The sequence below is a fragment of the Cohnella sp. genome (assembly GCF_041641335.1).
Taxonomy (GTDB): domain Bacteria; phylum Bacillota; class Bacilli; order Paenibacillales; family Paenibacillaceae; genus Cohnella.
Genome location: NZ_JBEPYQ010000008.1, coordinates 1 through 18,377, shown reverse-complemented (window position 1 = coordinate 18,377; position 18,377 = coordinate 1). Strand labels below are relative to the sequence as shown.

14 protein-coding genes and 1 riboswitch are annotated in these 18,377 nt (G+C 55.5%); of the genes, 5 read left to right on the top strand and 9 right to left on the bottom strand.

Annotated features, from left to right (window positions below; all coding sequences use genetic code 11):
• Positions 1-60: 60 nt before the first annotated feature.
• Positions 61-1,500 carry an alpha-L-fucosidase gene (locus tag ACESLM_RS03995; RefSeq protein ID WP_372630081.1) on the top strand — a complete coding sequence of 480 codons (1,440 nt, stop codon included), beginning with the start codon at positions 61-63 and terminating at the stop codon, positions 1,498-1,500.
• Between the two features lie 292 nt (positions 1,501-1,792).
• Here ACESLM_RS03995 and spoIIP read toward each other — a convergent pair whose 3' ends face one another.
• Positions 1,793-2,986 carry a stage II sporulation protein P gene (spoIIP, locus tag ACESLM_RS03990; protein ID WP_372630080.1) on the bottom strand — a complete coding sequence of 398 codons (1,194 nt, stop codon included), beginning with the start codon at positions 2,984-2,986 and terminating at the stop codon, positions 1,793-1,795.
• Between the two features lie 263 nt (positions 2,987-3,249).
• Between spoIIP and ACESLM_RS03985 the strand changes: the two genes are divergently transcribed.
• Positions 3,250-3,705, top strand: a complete 456-nt coding sequence (locus ACESLM_RS03985; protein WP_372630079.1) for a hypothetical protein — start codon at positions 3,250-3,252, stop codon at positions 3,703-3,705.
• A gap of 62 nt (positions 3,706-3,767) precedes the next feature.
• On the opposite strand, the gene ACESLM_RS03980 is transcribed toward ACESLM_RS03985, so the two are convergent.
• The 3 genes from ACESLM_RS03980 to ACESLM_RS03970 form a co-directional block, all read right to left on the bottom strand.
• A complete protein-coding gene (locus tag ACESLM_RS03980) occupies positions 3,768-4,262 on the bottom strand; it encodes a C40 family peptidase (protein WP_372630078.1) in 495 nt (164 codons plus the stop codon).
• Between the two features lie 4 nt (positions 4,263-4,266).
• A riboswitch (cyclic di-AMP (ydaO/yuaA leader) is annotated at positions 4,267-4,406 on the bottom strand.
• A 216-nt stretch (positions 4,407-4,622) separates the two neighbouring features.
• Positions 4,623-5,438 (bottom strand): hypothetical protein, encoded by an 816-nt coding sequence (locus ACESLM_RS03975; protein WP_372630077.1) that lies wholly within the window; start codon positions 5,436-5,438, stop codon positions 4,623-4,625.
• A gap of 14 nt (positions 5,439-5,452) precedes the next feature.
• Positions 5,453-7,450 (bottom strand): M1 family metallopeptidase, encoded by a 1,998-nt coding sequence (locus tag ACESLM_RS03970; RefSeq protein ID WP_372630076.1) that lies wholly within the window; start codon positions 7,448-7,450, stop codon positions 5,453-5,455.
• Between the two features lie 179 nt (positions 7,451-7,629).
• Here ACESLM_RS03970 and ACESLM_RS03965 point away from each other — a divergent pair, with 179 nt between their 5' ends.
• A complete protein-coding gene (locus tag ACESLM_RS03965; RefSeq protein ID WP_372630075.1) occupies positions 7,630-9,294 on the top strand; it encodes a glycoside hydrolase family 13 protein in 1,665 nt (554 codons plus the stop codon).
• On the opposite strand, the gene ACESLM_RS03960 is transcribed toward ACESLM_RS03965, so the two are convergent.
• Entirely contained in the window at positions 9,291-11,384 is a 2,094-nt protein-coding gene (locus tag ACESLM_RS03960; protein WP_372630074.1) for a HelD family protein, read from the bottom strand. The genes ACESLM_RS03965 and ACESLM_RS03960 overlap by 4 nt on opposite strands.
• 236 nt (positions 11,385-11,620) lie before the next feature.
• Between ACESLM_RS03960 and ACESLM_RS03955 the strand changes: the two genes are divergently transcribed.
• Positions 11,621-12,124: a YwhD family protein gene (locus tag ACESLM_RS03955; protein ID WP_372630073.1), complete on the top strand. Its 504-nt coding sequence runs from the start codon at positions 11,621-11,623 to the stop codon at positions 12,122-12,124.
• A 167-nt stretch (positions 12,125-12,291) separates the two neighbouring features.
• Here ACESLM_RS03955 and ACESLM_RS03950 read toward each other — a convergent pair whose 3' ends face one another.
• The 4 genes from ACESLM_RS03950 to ACESLM_RS03935 all read right to left on the bottom strand — a co-directional run bounded on the left by ACESLM_RS03950 (position 12,292) and on the right by ACESLM_RS03935 (position 16,574).
• The gene (locus ACESLM_RS03950; RefSeq protein ID WP_372630158.1) at positions 12,292-13,350 is read right to left on the bottom strand and encodes a glycoside hydrolase family 172 protein; all 1,059 of its coding nucleotides are present in this window, start codon (positions 13,348-13,350) and stop codon (positions 12,292-12,294) included.
• 71 nt (positions 13,351-13,421) lie between these two features.
• Positions 13,422-14,240 carry a carbohydrate ABC transporter permease gene (locus ACESLM_RS03945; RefSeq protein ID WP_372630072.1) on the bottom strand — a complete coding sequence of 273 codons (819 nt, stop codon included), beginning with the start codon at positions 14,238-14,240 and terminating at the stop codon, positions 13,422-13,424.
• Between the two features lie 36 nt (positions 14,241-14,276).
• On the bottom strand, positions 14,277-15,182 hold the full coding sequence (locus ACESLM_RS03940; protein WP_372630071.1) for a carbohydrate ABC transporter permease: 906 nt from the start codon (positions 15,180-15,182) through the stop codon (positions 14,277-14,279).
• 75 nt (positions 15,183-15,257) lie between these two features.
• A complete protein-coding gene (locus ACESLM_RS03935) occupies positions 15,258-16,574 on the bottom strand; it encodes an ABC transporter substrate-binding protein (RefSeq protein WP_372630070.1) in 1,317 nt (438 codons plus the stop codon).
• A gap of 268 nt (positions 16,575-16,842) precedes the next feature.
• On the opposite strand from ACESLM_RS03935, the gene ACESLM_RS03930 reads away from it, so the two are divergent.
• On the top strand, positions 16,843-18,377 hold a 1,535-nt coding region (locus ACESLM_RS03930; protein ID WP_372630069.1), incomplete at its 3' end, for a DUF6259 domain-containing protein.

Below are 18,377 nucleotides of genomic sequence, written 5' to 3'. Positions count from 1 at the left end.
ACGCGGACAGGGACCGAAAGGACAATGGAGCGGTGAAACGGGGAACGGAGGATCAACGGAATGGGAGTGTCGATACAGGAAGCCGCGCGCATCGCTCCTTCGCCGCGGCAGTTGGCGTGGCAGGAGCTGGAATTCTACGCGTTTATTCATTTTACGGTGAACACGTTTACGGATATGGAATGGGGGCATGGCGACGAGAGCCCCTCCATATTTAATCCGTCCGAGCTGGATGCGAGGCAGTGGGTGGCGGCTTGTCAGGCAGCGGGGATGAAGGGACTGATTCTCACCTGCAAGCATCACGACGGGTTTTGCTTATGGCCCAGCGCTTATACGGAGCATTCGGTGAAAAGCAGTCCGTGGCGCGGCGGCCAAGGGGATCTCGTGCGCGAAGTATCCGACGCCTGCCGGGAAGCCGGCTTGAAATTCGGCGTCTACTTGTCGCCATGGGATCGCCATGAGCCGAGCTACGGGGATTCGCCGGCGTATAACGCCTTCTTCTTGAACCAGCTTCGTGAACTGCTGACCGGTTACGGCGAGCTGTTCTGCGTCTGGTTCGACGGAGCGTGCGGCGAAGGGGCGAACGGCAAGCGGCAGGTGTACGATTGGGATGCGTATTACGGCTTGATTCGCGAGCTTCAGCCGAACTCCGTCATCTCCGTCTGCGGACCGGACGTGCGGTGGTGCGGCAATGAGGCGGGACATACGCGGAAGTCGGAATGGAGCGTCGTTCCCGCGACGATGCGGGATAACGAGAAGATCCAGGCCAATTCGCAGCAGGCAGACGACGGCGAGTTCGCCAAGCGCGTCGGCTCGGAGGATGAGGACTTGGGCAGCCGCGCCGTGCTTGCGGGAGCGAGCGAAGCGGTCTGGTATCCGGCGGAGACGAACACGTCGATCCGTCCTGGCTGGTTCTACCATGCCGCGGAAGACGACCGCGTGAAGACGGCGGACGAACTGATGGAGCTGTACGAGCGGACCGTCGGAGGCAATTCCACTTTCCTGCTCAACTTGCCGCCGGACAGAAGGGGACTCCTTCACGAGAACGACGTCGCGCGGATGAAGGAACTGGGCGAGCGGATCGGACGGACTTACGGCGCCGACTTGGCTGCCGGAGCTTCCGTCCAGGGATCGGCTGGGAAAGATGCGGCGCACGGAGCGGAGCGCTTGACCGACGGCGACCGTTCGACGTTCTGGCAAGCTCCGGAAGGCGCGGAGCAAGCCGAGTTCGTGATCGAACTCGGAAGCGGGCTGGCGTTCGACCGCGTCGTGCTCGCGGAGAACATACGCGAAGGCCAGCGCATCGAGCGTTTCCGGCTGGAAGCGTCGTCCGGGGACGGGGAGTGGCGGCCTCTGTACGAGGGTACCGTCGTCGGTTACAAGAAAATTTGCCGCATCGCCGAGACGACCGCCAGCCGCTTGCGCCTGACGATCGAGGAGTCTCGCTGGAGCCCGACTTTGACCAGCGTTGGCGTGTATCGGAGCTTGGCGGTTGAGCAGTAAAGGGAAACTGTCCCGCAAACGATCAAACGTGGCCAACAGAAACGGCGCTGCAACGGGTGATTCCGCTGCCAGCGCCGTTTTTTTGCGACGATTGACCAGTTTGCGTACATGCAAAGCGAGTTGTTCTAAGAAATCGTGCAACGCCACCCCAATGACGGTCAAACGGAGGGCGTTGTTCTAAGAAATCGTGCAACGCCACCCAAATGACGGTCAAATGGAGGGCGTTGTTCTAAGAAATCGAACATTGGCACTCAGACGAGGCAAGCGCCTTCGCCGTCCTATGGTAGTTTTTCTACTTGAGAGACTTGTAATAAGCCGAGAAAACATCGGCAAACGCCTCCGCAGCGAGACGGCTTTCCTCCAACGTATTGTTGGCGCCCCCGATTTCGAGCAGCAGACTGCCCGGAGAGAGAGATTGGTTGTATTCCCCGTTGCCCTGGTGGGCGCTCTTGGAGATGACGCCGCGGGACAGGCCGGGATATTTCTTGTTCAGCCGCTTGTTCAGCTCTTCGGCCAGCTTCTGGTTGGCGGCGTGGTTCGGATGGGCAGTGCCGATAACGAACAGGATGCGTGCGTAGTTTTTGCCTTTGATTGCGATCGTCGTATTTTTGCGCGGAACGTCCGCGTCTCTGTGAATATCGAAGAAATAGGCCAGTGAAGGATTAGCCTTCTTGGCTTTGGAAATGGCTTTGCGAGATTCCGCGTAGGATTGCGAGAAGCCCAGCTTCTGAACTCTCAGTCTCTCGGCAAAATCCGTGGTTTCCACCAAAGAACGGATTCCCGACTTGTTCAGCATTTCTCCCAAATGTCCGCCTACCAGGGTAATGTTGATTTCGGGATCGTCGACGGAGGAGCCTTTGGCGTTGCGCGCGACGTTTTTCCAAGATTCCCGGTTATGGGTGTGGTAGATGTATACTTTCGGCACGTCGCCTTCATCGAGATTCGTCTTGACGACCCAATTAGCTACGTAGGCCCGATTTCCGTCTGCAAGCGAAACGAGATACCAATCTCCCTCGACCGCGGCGATCGGCAAAGTATCTCCCGGGGCGGCCTTGCCTACGATGTCGTAGTCCAGTCCCGGTCCGCTGCGCAAATTGGTCGTGTCCACGAAAACGACGTAGCGAAGAGGATTTTCGGTCTCGACCACCCAACTGGCGACGTAAGCGCGATCCCCGCTCGGAAGCGGCACGACGTACCAATCTCCTTCCGTATTGACGATCGGCAGCGTAACTCCAGGCACGGCTTTGCCTACAATCTCATAATCCAACCCCGGTCCGCTCCGCAGATTGGTGACATCCACGATTTTGACGACACTTCCGGGCGTCGCGACGGATGAATTCTGGCTGACCGGTTCGTTGGCCGGCTCAGTCCCGATGGCAGGGGCGGCCGGCGGGGATTCTCCGTAAGCCTCGGAAGCGGAAACGAAAGAGACGAATAGTAGCAGGACGACTGCGGCTGCACGGGTTGCGATTTTACGAAGAAACAAAGCATCCTCTCTCCCTGTTCGAAAATTCGTTTATACATTTTTCGACAGGGTTGAAGTAAAAGCCTGCTGTATGTCGGAAAATTATCATGAGAAGTTCGCGAGCGATGTCGAATAAAGGTGCTATGCACAAGAACGTATGTTTGGCATAATGAATGCAAAGGATAAACGGCGAGTGAAGCACACTCCGATAAGCGCCAGAAGGCGCTCGGGGCGTGCTTTTTTTCGCGTGTGCGGAAGTCGTCGGAGAGGGGATGTGGTGTATAATGAAGGTAACGGATCGGCGCAAGAAGGAGAAGCTGAAGCTCGATCAAATGATCGCAGCAAGCACGCGCACGGACGATGAGAAGCGGCAGCTGTTTGCGCAGGAGTTTGCGCGCCTGAAGGAGACGATCGGGGAGACGCTGGACGTCATCCGGGACCTGCATCAGCAGCGGCTGCTGCCAATCGGCGACATGGACCGGATCTTGCAGGTGCTGGGGAACATCCTGAACTACTTATACCGACATTACGGTGAATATAAACAAACGGAAGAGGAGGTACGCCGAATGTTCAAAACGTATATTCCGGAAGCGATGAAGAAAGGCGAAAAAAAGGCCAAAATCAAGGTTGCCCGCAATTTGCTGAAAATGGGCTTGGATGTAGGCATGATCGCGAAAGCGACGGAGCTGACCCCCGAAGAGGTGACGAGCCTGCAGAAGAAAAAAAGTTCTGTCCAGTAGTCTAAGGCACTACTTAAAGGAACAAAGGCCCGCTATAGGCGGGCCTTTGTCATATAAAAGAATTATTGCTTAGCGACTTCCTCGGCTTCGATCTCCGTTGCGATTTTCTCGTAGGTCTCGTCGCTGAGAATTCGGCGAGCTCCAAGATAACGCTTGGCGTAATAATTGTCGTCGAGGGAGGTAATCGTCACGCCCTTGGAAGCGGCGTGGGCGAACTTGTTCTTGCCGATGTAGATTCCGACGTGAGAGACGCCGCTGCCGCTCGTATTGAAGAATACGAGGTCCCCAGCGCGCAAATCGTCGTCGGAGATCTTCTTGCTCTTCTCCCAGCTGTACATGTCCCGCGAAGAGCGGGGCAGGTCGATTCCGAGTTCATTGAACACGTATCCGGTAAAGCCGGAGCAGTCAAATCCCTTCGGTGTCGTTCCGCCGTACTTGTAATCCGATCCGATCAGCGGAGCGATCGCTTTGTCGAGCTTCGAATCCGCGAATACGCTGCCGACCTGGAATGCCAAGAGCAAAGCAAGGCCAAACAAGAAGACTGAAACTTTACGCAAAACCGGCGACTCCTTCCAATGCCTACGAGGTTAGCTTAAGGGTTCGGTAGAAGGTCCCCTATGGCTTCTTTGAAGCAAAGCCAACTCACCCGAAAAGATGGTTCCCCCGTTCCCCGATTCACGGGAACTCGGCATTTTATGATTTCTTTAGCTTTATATATTCGGTTATCCTGACGAATTTCCTGCATCTTCTATATTAGAATTCCTTAATCTAGGGACGGCCATTAGGCTCGGATACCCCTCCTTTCGTCCCGAATGTATCCCGCCGATAATAACGCCAAACCCCGGCTGCGGCCGGCAAGCGGCGCAACCGGGGAATGTCCCGGGAAGAATATTGTCGATTGTCGGGACGTGATAAGCCTACGATTTCGCGTCTCGCCATACGTGAAACTGGGATGCGGAAGTCCACAGCTTCAGCAGGGAGCGCACGAAGTGAAAAGCTTGATGCAGCGTCACGGCGAGGAAACCCGACCAGAGCAAGGAGATTGCCCAGGCTGCGGCGGACACCGCAAGTCCGATGCCGAGCATGACGAGCGTAATGCCCAGCAGGGGGAAGGCCCGGCGAAACGCCAACCCCAAACTTCTGACGATACCTTCCCGCGCAGCCGCTCCGAACTGCATGAATTGGCAGACCAGATGTACGGCGAGTCCGTACAGCAGCCATGAGGCCGCGTAAGGGAGCAGGTCGAGGAGCCAATTCGTCAGCGAAGGCTCGGAGAAAAAGCGGTCCTTGGCCATCGGCAGCAGCCATGCGGCGGGAAGCAGGAGGAGCGCGTTCTCCATCCAGTAGAGCAGGGTGACCGGCTTCCATGCCCGTCGCACCCCGGACAATACCCGCGTTCCTTCCTCCTCGGCGGAGTGGCGGAAGGAGTAAAACAGTCCGGCATTGATCAGGGGGGTTAGCACCATCCTCAGGAGAAGCAGTCCGCCGAGCACCCAGAGCACGTCGTCGACGAGATCGGTTTTCAGCAGGCGGAACTGGGCCTCGATCAGGAACAGATGGGCGGCGTCGGAATTCGGATGTTCGTCGGGATAACGCGCGAGTACGGGCGTTACGACCGAATCGACGAACCGGTACAGGAAAAATCCCCACAGCAGACGGTACAGGAACAGGAGAACCAATACATATTTATGCCTGACGGTCATGTCCCATCCCATTTTTAGTCTTTCGCGCATTTTCTTCCCTCACCTCACCAGGCCAATGATCCGAACAGACCTTCTATAATCTGGGTTATTCCGGTTGCATACCGGGAGCGCTGTTCGGGCGGTACTTCGGCTTTGAGATAATTGTTGTACTTGCGATTGTCGAGCACGATATGGTTGCCGGGATCGATCGTCGCGTAGAGCAGCGGGGAGGCCGACTCCAGCTTGAGCTGAACGTGGGGCTGAACGCCGTCCCAGCGCTTGCGTACCGACTGGCCGTCCTGGAACTGCAGCCATACCGATACCGCTTCCGGGCTGCCCCCGTTGCGCCGAAGCAAGACGATGCTCTCGTAGCCGGTGTCCGTCTTTCTCGTCTGAATCGTTTCCACCGAGAAATCCGCCATTTCGCCGCGCTGCACGTAAGCCCGGAAGAAGTCGGTCCATTTCTCCTTCGTCACCGTCTCCACGACTTTCTGGAAGTCCGAGAAAGAAGGATGCTTGAACTTGTACTTCTGAAAATAGGTTCGCATGATCTTGCTCATCGTTTTGTCCCCGACTTGCTTCTCCAGCGCGAAGAGCACGAGCTTGCCCCGCAGGTAGACGTTCTCGGCGTATCCGTCCGAGGAGCTGAACTTCCAGGAGGAGAGGCTCAGCGGCTCGGGATGGGTCATATAGCTGGCCTCGATCGGCAGATTGGGCAGTACGCCGTAAATGCTGGCCATCAGCTTATCTTCGGTGTAGGACGTAAAGCCTTCGTCCAACCAGGCTTCTTCGAATTCGTTGGAAGCGACGAGCCCGTACCAGTATTGGTGGGCGATCTCGTGGACGAGCGTTCGTTCCAGCTCATAGCCGGGATTGTCGTCCCGGGCCGACGCTCCGGTGACGAGCGTCGGATATTCCATGCCGCCGGCACCGTTGCCGCTTGCCGGAGGGACGACGACGGAGAGAGTGGAATAGGGATATTCTCCGTACCACTGTCCCAGCTTGGCTAACGCGGACTTGGCAGCGTGCATGTAGCGGTCTTTCAAGTGCTGATGGAGCGGGTCCAAATAGAGCTTGATCCGAACTCCGGGAATTCCGGGCGAAGAGAACGAATCCTCCACGTACACGAAGTCCGGAGAAGCCGACCAGGCGAAATCGTGCACGTCGTCGGCATAGAACTGGAAGCTCTTGCGCCCGCCGGAGACGGCCGGGGTTTTCGTAAGGAAGCCGGTAGCCGCTACTTTATAACCGTCCGGAACCTCGATGCGAACGCTGTAGATGCCGAAGTCCGAATAAAATTCGGAATCTCCGTGGTATTGGTGCAGATTCCAGCCCTCGGAGGCGCGCCCCCTCATTCCGGACGTCTCGTAGACGGGAATTTTGGGAAACCATTGGCCGGCCATGACGAAGTTGCCGGATTTGCCCATGCGAGCGAAGATTTCGGGCAGCAGAACGTTGAACTTCATGCGCAAGGTGACGGATTCCCCAGGATTGACCGGTTCGGGTAGCCGGAAAGCCGCCAGCGTGCGGTCGTTGCGGTTGCCGTCGTCCGGCTGCACGTAATGGACTCTGGGCAGAAGCGTTTCCCCTTCCTCAGTGGTCAGAGAGGTAAGCTCCATCCCGCCGTAGCCGCCTTCTTTCATTTTGTCTCCCCTGAGCTTACCTCCCGATTCGCGGAGGAACGTACTGCCGGGCGCGAAAGCGTTCGGATATAGATGAAGGTACATCTCGGAGACCGCTTTGCGCCCGGGATTTTTCCAGGTAACGACCTGCTCTCCCAGCAGGGTTCCGCTGTTCTCGTCGAGCGAGACGGAGATGTGGTATTCCGTTACGCGATTGCTGAGGACGACGGCTTGCGGTTTCTGCGGAACGTCGGGCCCGGGATTGGGCTCGGACTTGGCTTCTGCCGCGGGCGGGCCGGCGGCGGGAAGATCGGACAAGGAAGACGCGGGCAGGGCGTATTGATCGACCCAAGCGTCGGCAAACCCGAATCGGACGGACATGACAAGTACGGCAGCGGCGGCGACGAATAGCAGCATTCGCAGCGAACGGCGCTTAGGCATACGGATAACCCTCCCGTTGACAAGCATCTACGAGATATATATGTAGGTTGTCCGCGGATTATATCTGGAGTTTCGGGCCAAGCTACTATGAATTGTAGTTGACAGGGATTTCGCAAATCTTTTAATATGAAGGAAGAGTGCAAACGTTTGCGCAAAATGAGAATCGAGGAGTTGGCATCATGAACGGAAAATGGTGGAAAGAGGCGGTCGCCTATCAAATTTATCCCCGCAGCTTTATGGACGACAACGGTGACGGCATCGGGGATTTGCCGGGCGTCATCTCGAAGCTCGATTATTTGAAGGAACTCGGCGTCGACGTGCTCTGGATCTGTCCGATCTACAAGTCTCCCAACGACGACAACGGGTACGATATTTCCGATTATCAGGACATTATGGACGAGTTCGGCACGATGGCCGATTTCGACCGTTTGCTGGCAGAGGTTCATTCCCGCGGGATGAAATTGATCCTGGATCTGGTCATCAACCATACGTCCGACGAGCATCCGTGGTTTATCGAATCGCGTTCGAGCCGGGACAATCCGAAGAGAGACTATTATATTTGGTCCGACGGGAAGAACGGGGCGGAGCCGAACAACTGGGAGAGTATTTTCAGCGGCTCAGCGTGGGAGTACGACGAGGCAACTGAGCAATATTACATGCACGTATTTTCTACCAAACAGCCGGATTTGAATTGGGAGAACCCGCAAGTCCGCCAAGATCTGTACGCGATGGTCAACTGGTGGCTGGATAAGGGCATCGACGGCTTCCGCGTGGACGCCATCTCCCATATTAAGAAGATTCCGGGCTTCCCGGACATGCCGAATCCGGACCAACTGCGCTATGTGCCTTCCTTCGAAGGCCATATGAATCGCGAGGGCATTCACGTTTTCCTGCAGGAGATGAAGAGCGAGACGTTCGACAAGTACGACGTCATGACCGTCGGAGAAGCGAGCGGGGTGACGGTGGATGACGCGGAGCTGTGGGTCGGAGAACAGCGGGGCGCGTTTAATATGATTTTCCAATTCGAGCATATGGGGCTGTGGCAGAAGACGGCGGACGGTTCCGTGGATATCCCGGCGCTCAAGAAGACGCTCACCCGCTGGCAGAAGGGGCTCGAAGGAGTCGGCTGGAACGCGCTGTTCCTGGAAAATCACGATCAGCCAAGATCGGTATCGACGTGGGGAGACGACCAAACCTACTGGGAGCAGTCGGCGAAAGCGTTCGCGACGATGTATTTTCTCATGCAGGGGACTCCGTTCATCTACCAGGGCCAGGAGATCGGGATGACCAACGTCCAATTCCCTTCGATCGACGACTACAACGACGTAGCCAGCAAAAACCTGTACCGCACCGAGCTCGAAAATGGCAAAACCCACGAAGAGATCATGCGGGTCATCTGGAAAAACGGCCGCGACAATTCCCGGACGCCGATGCAGTGGAACGATCTCGACCAAGCGGGCTTCACGACCGGCACGCCTTGGCTGAAGGTTAACCCTAACTATAAGGAGATCAACGTCGAGAAAGAGCTGAAGGAGCCGGACTCGATCTATCATCATTACCGGAAGCTGATCGCGCTGCGCAAAAACAATCCGTCGGCGGTATACGGCGCGTACGACCTGATTCTGCCGGAGCACAAGCAGATCTATGCCTATACGAGAACGCTAGGGGAAGACAGGCTGCTCGTGATTGCCAACCTGTCCGCCGAAGCGGCCGAAAGCAGGCTGCCGGACTCCGTCGTTTATTCTTCGGCTGAGCTGCTGCTGATCAGCGGAGAGTCGGGAGACCGCAACCTGCGCGATCTCCGGCTTGCTCCTTACGAAGCGAGGGTCTATCGTCTCGTTTAAGCTTCCGCGATCAGCGGGCTTGGCAGCCCGAGATACATCAGCGTGAGACGGTGAAGCGCGCGCGTACAGGCGACATACAGAAGCTTGGCGTCCTGCGGCGCGGCCGCATAGCGGCGGTCGTCGGCATCCGCGACGAGCACGGCGTCGAATTCGAGTCCCTTGGCCAGATACACGGGAACGACGGTAATGCCTCCGCGGTATTGGGTTTGGTTCTCGGCGATCAGATTCGCCTCGATGCCGCTTGCTTGCAGCAGCTCAGCCAACCGGGCGCAGTCGTCGTCCGTGCGGCACACGATCGCGATCGTCTGCATGCCGCGCTCCCGGTTGTCCCGGATGAAGCGCTCGATGCGAGGGAGTCGATCCGTCTCGGCGTCCAGCTTGGCGACCTCCACCGGATCGCCGCTGCGGAAGACCGGAACGGCAGGAGGCAGACTCGTGCCGGTATGCGGCAGGATGCGGTTGGCGAACTCGATGATTTCAAGCGTCGAGCGGTAGCTTTGCTGCAGGGCGTGATAGGAACGGTATTCCTCCGCGAATACGTCGGACAGTTCCTCCCACCTCTGCACGCCGCGATACGCATGAATGCCCTGGGCCAAATCCCCGAGAATGGTGAACGAGGGCTCGCTCATGAACGCGTTCAGCAAGGCGATCTGAAGCGGGGATACGTCCTGGGCCTCATCGACGACGACGTGGTCGAACGAGAGTTTCTCCGCGCCGTTGAAGGCATAATGGATCCAGACGAGCGCGGGCAGGTCCTCGTGCCGGACTTCGCCTTTTTTCAGATAGGCTTTCGTGCTCTGAACGATGTCCTTGGGGATGTCCGCCGCGCCGTCCGAGGAGAACAAGCGCTGATAGAAGCTTAGGGCGTCCGCTTTGGGCAGCTTGCTCACGTAAGCTCTCAGTCGCTGCTTGCCGGTCTTGGCCCTATCCTTGCGGATCTTCGGGTCGCCGATCTCTCCGAGCTGCATTTCCAGCCAGCGGTTGATGCGGGCTTGCAGCCGCTCCAACCGCGGGGCGAGCGGGTAATGGCGGTATTCCACCTCGAACCATTCGCGAATGTTGGCGGTTGGCAGCACGCGGCCCTCCCAAGGCTCGAACGGCTGAGGTTCGAGGAAGCGCGTTTCCAGGCTCCTCAGTTGCTCGTCCAGCAGCGCTTTGAAAGCGAGCGATCCCTTATATCTTCCCGGCGTTTCGTCGTTGATCTGCGGCCTGGCGCCTGCGAGCGAGAACCACAGTTCTCCTTCGGAGGCGTCTTTGGCCAGCTTGACGTTGCCGCTGAGCCGGTCGAGCGCCCAATCCGCGAACGTCGTCTGTTTGACGTCGCCGACGCCGAGCTCGGGCAGCACGCCGGAAATATAATCGAGGAACATCGTGTTCGGCGCGAAAATAATCATCCGCTCCGCGCGAATCTGCTGCTGGTACTGATAGAGCAGGAAGGCGAGCCGGTGCAGCGCGACCGTCGTTTTACCCGAACCGGCCGCACCCTGGATGATCAGCGCCTTGTGGCGCGGAGCGCGGATGATGCGGTCCTGCTCGGCCTGGATCGTGGACACGATGTCGCGCAGCTTATTGTCTTTCTTGTCTCCGAGCTTATACAGCAGGAATTCGTCGTTCAGGCCGATATTGTCCCCGCCCCGCTCGTAGCTGTCGACGATTCGTCCCAGCTTCCGATCGCGGATCGACAGGTTGCGCTTGCGGTAGATGTCCCCTTGGATCGTGCCGTCCGGCGCATCGTAGGAGACGGGCGCATCGCCGCCGGTGAAGGAATAGAAGAGGCTAGCGACCGGCGCTCTCCAATCGATGACGTACGGCTCGCCGGTATCCTGGCGGTCCATGCCTCTCTTGCCGATATACAGGGGCAGCGCCGCGGTTTTCCCGTTTTCCTTGAAGTCGAGCCTGCCAAAGTAGGGTTCCTTGTCGAGCAGGTCGAGCCGACGGCGGCTCTCCTCCCGTTTCTCTTCGAGCAGCTGCTCGGTAAAATCCTGTCCCCGGTAGACCGGGCCGATGCCGGATCTCTGGCGGTCGATCTCCCCGAACGTCTCCTGCAGGCGCTCCTGTTCCTCCCGAACAACCGGGCTTTGCGTATCCATGAGTGCGATTCCTCCTTGCGTTGCGTATTGACTTCACCTATTGTGGCGCATTTTCGCAAAAAACAATAGACTTATGTTTTCCGTTTTGTTATGATGTTGAGTACAGAATTACCTAAAATAGACGGAACAAATGTTCGCGTCGATAAACATCGCTTAAAGAAGCGGGAGGGACTCGAATTTTCGAGGGTCTCGGTCCCGGTTTTTTCGTATGTAACGGCATTTAGAGGAGGCTGACCATGGATAATCCGAATCAACCGACGGAGAAAAAGAAGCTGTCGCTTAACGTCGTCAGCAACAAGGAACATAGAGGTTTCGGCGCGGGATCGATCGACCTGAGCCAAGTCGCCTGCGTCATGATCGACGGCGGAGAGGCGTATATCGATGTAGGCGCGATGCATGCCAAGAGCAAGATTGAGAAGGGGATCAGGTTTTCTCCCGACAAGTCTCTCGTGCCGAACGGTCGTCCGGCCTGGGTCGTATGGGTGGCCGTCGACCGCAACGAGACCGGCTCGTACTACGCTGGCGCCACCTCGTGCGAGATGCTGATCGACTCGGAGGCGAGAAGGGGCTGGAAGGTGCTGCCCGATCACGTCAACCGGCTCGACGCCGCGATCAAGCGCAAGTATATGCTGGACAACATCGGTCCGGAAGAGAAGGCGGCGCTTCGCAAGCTGCTCATCGAGCACAACGAGGAATGGTGGAACAACTCTCCGCAGGCGTTGAAGGATTTGCTCGTTTAGCGTAAGGTGCGGCTTTAGATGATGCTGCTCCTTCTGCTGCGGCAGCTGAAACGCGAGGTTTTGCCTGCGATGCCGGCGGGAAGCCATCCAATGTCTAAGTTGGAAGTTGCTGATGTGCCTGACGCATAAAAGCTCACGTCGTTGACGTGAGCGCTGATATGGCGGGATTAAATTACTTCTCGCGCATCATTGTCCGGCAGGGTCGGGAACGAGGCGTGGGGCTCCGCCTGATACCAGAAGGCTGTCGAAGCGATATCGCTTTGCTGCGGCAAGTATCGACCGCCGGAGCGCCATCCGAGGTCTTGAATGGTCACCCGCAGATCGCTCTCGAACCGAATCGGGTCCATGACATGCCAGCGGTACATGCCGAAGCGCGTCTGGCTTCGATACAATCCGTCCGGTCGAATCACCTGATGCATGCCTAGGTACGGCGTGGAATAGGTGCTGTACGTGCCCAGAGGCTGCTCCCAATTCCATGCGCCCCCGAAGTAATCCTCGGTTCCCGTTCCGCATATCGTCGGGAATTCCTTGTCTCCGTCCATGTAGAATTTGATTTCTCCTTCTCCCCACCAACCGGTGTTGTTCACCTGCCAAGCGAGGTAGGTTCCGATATAATGGCCTTTGCCCGAGATGCCGTCGATAATCGTATAGACATCCTTGTACGGCACAGGGTTCGTGCGGCGCCACTGGGCGTGAAAATATGCCGCATCCTCCGGGACGTCCGTCAACGTATAGTCGATCTGATAGTACAGTACGGCTTTCTCTGAAGATTTGTTTTCCATCGTCAATCTGGCGGAGCGGCGAAAAGGCATCTGCCAGTAGCTGTTCATCCCGCCGGCAGGATTAACCGCAATCGGCAATGAATTGACATCGCTGCGTTCTTGCCAGCCATTGCAGAAGAAATCGCCGATCGGCACTTCCACGGAAGCTTCCTCTTCCTCATCCCAATAAATCCGGAAAATCAAATTTCGCCAGAACGTCGGGAAGCATGTCATCCACATATGCTGGATTGCGCCCGGCCCTTGAATTTCGCCTATTGTAAATACGGCTCCCGGCTCGATCTCGACCGAAGGAGACACTTTCCAGCCAACCCCCAAATCGCGCGCGCAATTCGCGCCCGTTCCTTCCGTCGCCATGCCTCCTTTACCTTTCTCGCCGGAAAAGTTTTCGGGGCTGATCGATCGTGTTCTAGCGTTAGACAGACGCGCCAAATTGCCCAAGCCCATATCGAATCCGTTATAAAGATTCAAGTGTCCCACTCCTAGTTATGATGATATCTGTACGGCTTTGAACGAACTCATCCCTTGAGACCGGTCAAAGTGATTCCTTCTATAAAATACCTCTGACTGCTGATATATGCGACCATAACCGGAAGGACGGAGATCATCGCAGCAGCCATTAGCAGGTGATACTTGGTCGTATATAGTCCTTGGAATGAAGCTAGGCCCAGCGTTATCGTTTTAACGCTCTCCGTCTGGATGACCACAAGCGGCCACAGGAAATCGTTCCATACTCCCATGAAGGTAAAGATGAACAAAGAGGCGAGAGCCGGCTTCATTAACGGCATTAGAATCCGCATATAGATACCGAAATACCCGCAGCCGTCTATCCGCGCCGCCTCGTCGAGCTGGTTCGGAATCGTCATGAAAAATTGCCGGAGCAAGAAGGTTCCGAAGGCGTTGCCGAAAAAACCGGGAATGATAAGCGCATAGTAGGTGTCGACCATTCCCAGCTTCCGCATAATAACGAACGTTGGAATCAAGGTCACCATCAGGGGAACCATCATCGTTCCCAAATACATGCTGAACAACAGGTCCTTGCCCTTGAACCGCAGCCGCGCGAAAGAATAGGCGGCCAACGAACTGAACAGCAGCGTGCCCGCTGTTACTGCAACCGCAACAAATAAGGAATTAAGCAGCATTCTCAGCAGCGGCACGGCGGTCAATACCTCTTGGTAATTGCGCCAGCTCCATTCCTCGGGAAACATACGAGGCGGCCATTGAAAAATTTCCTGCGGCGACTTGAACGAGGTCAACGCCATCCATAGGAAAGGAAAGATGAACAGAATGCAGCAGACGATCATAACGGCATGAATGAGAAACGACTTCGTCTTCACGCGAGTGCTCGTTGTATAGGAGGTCACAAATATCACCTAGTCCATCTCATAATTTACTTTGTTTCCGAAAAACTTCATCTGCAGCAGCGTAACCGCAAATAACATAATGAAGACGACCCAAGCCAGAGCGGAGGCGTATCCCATTTCGAAGAACTTAAACCCGTTCTGGTAAACCCAATAATAGATCACTCGCGTAGAGTCGCCGGGACCGCCGCTTGTTGTAGAGTAGATCAGATCGAACACCTGAAAGGAACCGATGACCGACATGATCGATACAAAAAATAAAGAAGGCGTAATCAAGGGTAGCGTGATCCGTGCCATGCGTCTCCAGGCGCCGGCTCCGTCGATGGTCGCGGCTTCGTACAGATGGGAGGGAACCCCCTTCAAGCCTGCAAGCAGAATGACCATATTGAAGCCCACGTTTTTCCATATCGAGATGGCCGACACCGAGAATAGGGCGTAATTTTCATCGGACAACCAGCCTGCGCCTTGCAGATTCACGAGGCTGAGCACATAATTCAGAATGCCTAAATCGGTGTTCAAAATCCATCTCCAGATCACCGAAATGGAGATCATGGAGATGCCGACGGGCAGGAATACGGCGGCGCGGTAGAGATTAACTCCCTTGATCGATTGATTCAGAAGTAGCGCGATGACAAAAGCCGCTACAATTCCAAGCGGAATAGTCAATAAGGAGAAGATGAACGTGTTCTTGAGAGACACCCAGAATTGCTGATCGTGAACCATCTTGTCCGTAAAATTGCTCAAGCCCACCCACCGGGGAGCGTTAATCAAATCCCAATCGGTAAAGCTCATCAGCAGGGAGGTGAAGATCGGGACAATTACGAACACCATCATTCCAAGCAGGTTGGGCGCGATGAATAAGTAGCCGTATGCCGACTCCGTCATACTTTTCTTCTTGTTAGCCTTCGATTTTGACATGGCTGACTCCTTTGCGTTAAAAGCGTCAACTGGGGAACGGATCGTTCGCTCGCTCCCCAGTCCACCCGTACCTTCCTATTCGTTCAAGACTTTATCGATTTCCTTCTTCGCTCTGCCGAGAGCGTCTTCCACGGTTATCAGATTGCGCATCGCCGGATCGATCTCCCGCATAAAAATCTCGTCAATGGTCTTGGACCACGATGGATGGAACGGCAGGCTCTTGGCATTGTTCAACTGATCGAAGAAGACTTGCACGTGGTCCTGCGACTCTCCTTCAAGCAGCCACTTCCCGGAGTTCGTTACAGACTTCAGCACGGGCATGCCCAGACCGGTCGAAGAGTTGATCTCCTGAGCCGTTTGCGAGACGTAGAACTTGATGAACTCGAACGCTTCCTTCGGATGCTCCGTATTCTTTGGCATTGCCAGCGTGACAAAAAGCAGCGGCGAGGAGCTTCCCGTTTTCTGCGGGAACGGCACGACTCCCCATTTTCCGGCCAACGGCTCCAGCGAATAAGAAACCCAGCGGCCTCCGGACACCATAGCGGCTTTGCCGGCAAGGAACATATCGACGGTGCTCATGCCTGTCCCTTGCAACCCGTCGGGCGTCGGCGACACGCCGCCGTCTCTGTACATCAAGCTCTTGTACCAGTCGAGAGCTTCAACGGTTTTCGGATCGTCAAGCATGGATTTACCGTCATCGCTAAGCAGCTTGCCGCCATTCTTATAGATCGAAGTAATCAACGGTCCCCACCACAAATCCTGCGCGAATCCGTACTGCTTCGATTTACTGTCGCCCTCCGACGTCAACGCTTTGGCCGCCTTGTCGAAGTCGTCCCAAGTCCATTCATTGGTCGGATAAGGGACATTCGCTTTATCGAACAGCTCTTTGTTATAGTAGATCATGTAGGGCGTCGCATCTTTAGGGAATGCCCACATATGGCCGTCGTTATAGCCCATCGGATCAAGCAGCGCCGGGAAGAAGTCGTCGAAGTCGACATTGCTCTCTTTGGCAAGTGGAAGCATATCCAGCAGCACGTTTTTTTTGACAAAGCTGCTGACTAGCGCCTCGCCAATATAGAAGACGTCGGGAGCATTGCCGCCGGCGATCTGGGTCAGGACGGACGCCGGGAAATCATTGGCGGAGCTGACGTGATCGAGAGTGACTTTAATGTTCGGATGCTCTTGTTCGAATGCGGCTTTGATTTTTTCCTGTACGAGCTTCTCGTCCGGAGTTCCCCAGAAGGCGAACCGGATATTCACTTCTTTCGTCTCCGAGGCATTGCTTCCCGTTGCCGACGAAGCTGCCGGCGATTTGGAATCGTTCGAGTTGCCGCATGCGGTTGTTAGAAGCAGCGATAGAATAAGCGCAAGCGAAACGGTTGTTTTTCTCATGGATGTACCTCCCTTTTATTTGTAACAGGCGATAAATCGGTTACCTCAACTTGCTCTGCATGCCCCCTCCGGTGTTCAAGTTAAAACGAATTTACTTTACCGGTAAATTTATGTTAGCACAGCATGTTAGCGATTACAATCCTTTTTCGTGATAAGGTCGTCAAAAAACCGTATAGGAATTTAAAGGGGATGGGGGGTTGTTCGTTGAAATTATTTATAGTATCTTAAATATGACTTTACCGGTAAAATCGATTAAGGAGGAATTAAGATGAAAAAGTCCCCAATTCGGGCAGCTTTCCTCGTTATGGTGATGACCGTATTGCTTTTGTCGAGTTTTCAGATGCCGCAGAATGCCTCGGCTGCTGTTAGCACTGTCTATTCCAACAGCGGCGGAACAATTACGTTGTCCAATACGTTAATCGAATTAAAATGGAAAACAACGAACGGTACGCTGATCGGACTTAAGAACAAAACCACCGGCACGCAGCATTTGGGCGGTACATTGGCCGGCAACTGGACGTTATTCGCGAATACGACGACGGACAACAAGTGGAACGCCTCGCTGGGAACGATGTTCAAAGGCCGCGACGCTGTGCTCAGCAGCGTTAACGCCACCGCGTTAAGCAACGGCATCCGGGTCGATCTGGCCTTTCACGGGGTCGGCGGAAAAAACATATCCGTTGTGCAGCACGTTACCGTCTACGATAATGATCCGGTTTCACATTGGACAACGGAAGTGGCCAATAACGAACCGAACTCAACCGTTACGGCGGTAGTCAGTCCTCAGCTCACCGGAGTGCAAGCGCTTTCCGGAGAGTCGCTGATGTGGCCCTATAAAGAAGGGGAAATTTTCAGCAATCCCGGCACGTTCCTGCGCATGATGCAATATCCCGTTCCCGCTTCTATGCAGTGGATGAATCTGTACAATAACAATGAGGGCTTATATTATGCGGTGCTGGACACGAACGCTGCATATAAGGAGTTTCGCTTCGGCTACGATGCCGGATTAGACCCTTCGGCCGGCTCGCCCAGACAGATGTCCGCCACCGTATGGCCGTTCGCCGAGACGAATGACAGCTATATTTCTCCACAGGTTGACATTGGCGTAGCGAGCGAAGGGGGCTGGTATTGGGGCGCCGATCGCTATCGGGATTGGCTGATCCATACGGCTCAATGGGAGAAGGGCAAGCCGACCAAAGCCATGGAGCTGGACGCATGGTATATGGGCAATGTCAAAGCGTATAACGGTTCGATTAACCTGAATTACAGCGATTTGCCCGGTTATATTCAGAATGTCGATTCTCAGGGCATTCATAATCTGGAGGTAACAGGGTGGCATGTCGACGGCTTTGACAGCTATTATCCCGATTATTACACCCTGTCGGCGGCCGGCGGGGATACCGGACTGGAGGATGCGGTCGCCGACATTCATGCCAACGGGGACAATATCTTCTTCTACATTAACAATCACATTGCGGATATCGGCAGCGACTGGTACGCCAGCAATGCCGGGGTCGCCAATTTGCAGAAGGTCGACGGCACTTATTTCCCGGAGAGCTACGGGAACGGAAGAAGCTTCTACGCGATGTCGCCCCATTCCTCGGTATGGATTAGCCAATTGAAGGATCGAGCCAACTTCTTGCGCGATATCGGGGCAGACGGCATCTGGTGGGATCAGATGGCGGAGATGGACGCTGTGCTGGATTACAATTCCGCAGCAGGCCATTCTTCGCCCGCCACTTCCTTCTCGGAAGGGTACAAGGAAATGATGGATACGATCCATTGGAACTTCAGCAACCATGG